At 65.4% G+C, this 2,204-nt stretch carries 3 protein-coding genes; 1 reads left to right on the top strand and 2 read right to left on the bottom strand.

Annotated elements, in window-relative coordinates; genetic code table 11:
- On the top strand, window positions 1-200 hold a 200-nt coding region (locus AC1D1G_RS44585; RefSeq protein ID WP_477956870.1), incomplete at its 5' end, for a LexA family protein.
- An 88-nt stretch (window positions 201-288) separates the two neighbouring features.
- On the opposite strand, the gene AC1D1G_RS44580 is transcribed toward AC1D1G_RS44585, so the two are convergent.
- Both AC1D1G_RS44580 and AC1D1G_RS44575 read right to left on the bottom strand, forming a co-directional pair.
- Window positions 289-1,431 carry an acyl-CoA dehydrogenase family protein gene (locus AC1D1G_RS44580; protein ID WP_283331930.1) on the bottom strand — a complete coding sequence of 381 codons (1,143 nt, stop codon included), beginning with the start codon at window positions 1,429-1,431 and terminating at the stop codon, window positions 289-291.
- Between the two features lie 111 nt (window positions 1,432-1,542).
- On the bottom strand, window positions 1,543-2,204 hold a 662-nt coding region (locus AC1D1G_RS44575), incomplete at its 5' end, for a solute carrier family 23 protein (protein ID WP_477956869.1).

Here is a 2,204-nt window from a genome sequence, read left to right as displayed (position 1 = left end):
GGGTAGTGGTCCGTCAGCAGAACGTGGCGGAGAACGGAGACATCGTGGCAGCGATGATCGACGGCGAAGCAACCGTCAAGACGTTCAAACGCACCGAGAACGAGGTGTGGCTGATGCCGCACAATCCGCTGTTCGATCCGATCCCCGGCAATGACGCGGTCATTCTGGGCAAGGTCGTCACGGTCATGCGCAAGATCTAGTCACCGCCGCGCGGAGACACGAGGAGGCCCCACGGCGATTACCGTGGGGCCTTCTCGCATCCACCCCGGATACGCAGGTCGCGCCTCGTCAGAGATTGAGGCCGCGACCGATGATTTCCTTCATGATCTCGGTGGTACCGCCGTAGATGGTCTGGACACGAGAATCCATGTAGGCCTTGGCAATCGGGTACTCCTTCATGTATCCGTAGCCGCCGTGCAGCTGCAGGCACCGGTCGATCAGCCGGACCTGCGCCTCGGTGGTCCACCACTTGGCCATCGCCGCTTCCTGCACCGACAGCTTCTCGTCGTTGAGCAGTTCGATGAACTTGTCGACGAGCACTCGGACGGCCGTTGCCTCGGTGGCGAGTTCGGCGAGCACGAAGCGGGTGTTCTGGAAGCTGCCGATCGACTTGCCGAACGCCTTCCGGTCGCGGCAGTACTGGATCGTCATGTCGAGTGCCGATTCCATTGCGGCCGCGGCCACCACGGCGATCGACAGCCGCTCCTGGGGAAGGTTCTTCATCAGGTAGAGGAAGCCCATCCCCTCCTCACCGAGGAGGTTGGCGGCGGGAACGCGGACGTCGGTGAAGCTGAGCTCCGCGGTGTCCTGCGCCTTCATCCCGATCTTGTCGAGATTGCGGCCGCGTTCGAAGCCCGGCATTTCCCGTTCGACGACCAGGAGGCTGAATCCCTGCGCCCCCTTGTCGGGATCGGTACACGCGACGACGATCACGAGGTCGGCGTTGATGCCGTTGGTGATGAACGTCTTGGAACCGTTGAGGACCCAGTCGTCGCCGTCGCGCACGGCGCGCGTCTTGATGCCCTGCAGGTCGCTGCCGGTGCCCGGTTCGGTCATCGCGATGGCGGTGATCAGCTCGCCCGACGCGAAGCCGGGCAGCCAACGCTGCTTCTGCTCCGCGTTGCTCAGTTCGAGCAGGTACGGCGCGACGACGTCATTGTGCAAGGTGAAGCCGATGCCGCTGTACCCGCCGCGGGTGGTCTCCTCGGTGATTATCGCGTTGTACCGGAAGTCGCGCACGCCGCCGCCGCCGAATTCCTCCGGTACGGCCATGCCGAGGAAGCCCTGCTTGCCGGCCTCGACCCACAGGCTGCGGTCGACGATGTTCTGCTCTTCCCACTTGGCGTGGTTCGGCTCGGCGTGCTGTGCGAGAAACTTGCGGTACGACTCCCGGAACAGTTCGTGCTCCGGTTCGAACAGGGTGCGCTCCACGCCGACTCCTCGTATCAACTATCTGGGTACGTCTCGTTCGACGGTAGAGGCGAGGAACACCGTGGTGAATGACCCAGGTGATCGGGATTCGTGACCCATCCGGTCACCGTGTCAGGGCTTGCGGAACCGCGCGAGCGAGCGCATCACCGGGTAGGCGACGAGGATGCCGACCGAACCCCACGCGATGCCACCGAGTTCCACGGATCCGATCGTCAGCGTCAGGTCGCCGATGCCGGCGACGAGCGCCGCAGCGACCACGGTGAGGTTCACGGGGTCGGTGAAGTCCACCTCGGCGTCCATCCAGATGCGCACACCGAGGACGCCGATCAGTCCGTACAGCACGAGGGTGGCGCCGCCGATGACACCGTTCGGCACCGTGAACACGAGGGCACCGAACTTCGGTGAGAACGCGAGAACCACGGCGGTGGCGGCCGCGACCCAGTAGGCGGCGGTGGAGTACACCCGCGTCGCGGCCATGACTCCGATGTTCTCGGCGTACGTGGTGGTTCCGGAGCCGCCGCCGAATCCGGCGAGGGTGGTGGCCAATCCGTCCGCGACGAGGGCGTCGCCGGCGACGTCGTCGAGCGACCGACCCGTCATGGCCGACACCGCCTTGACGTGGCCGACGTTCTCGGCGATCAGGACGATGACCACCGGCAGGGTCAGCGCGATCACGGACCATTCGAACGTCGGTCCCCGCAGTTCGGGCACGCCGAACCAGGCCGCCTCCCGCAGCGCCGTCACAACCAGGCCGCCTCCCGCAGCGCCGTCAC

Source organism: Rhodococcus sp. P3_B8, from assembly GCF_056402775.1.
The sequence above is the reverse complement of the archived record's forward strand: the minus strand, read 5'-3'. Positions and strand labels throughout refer to the sequence as shown.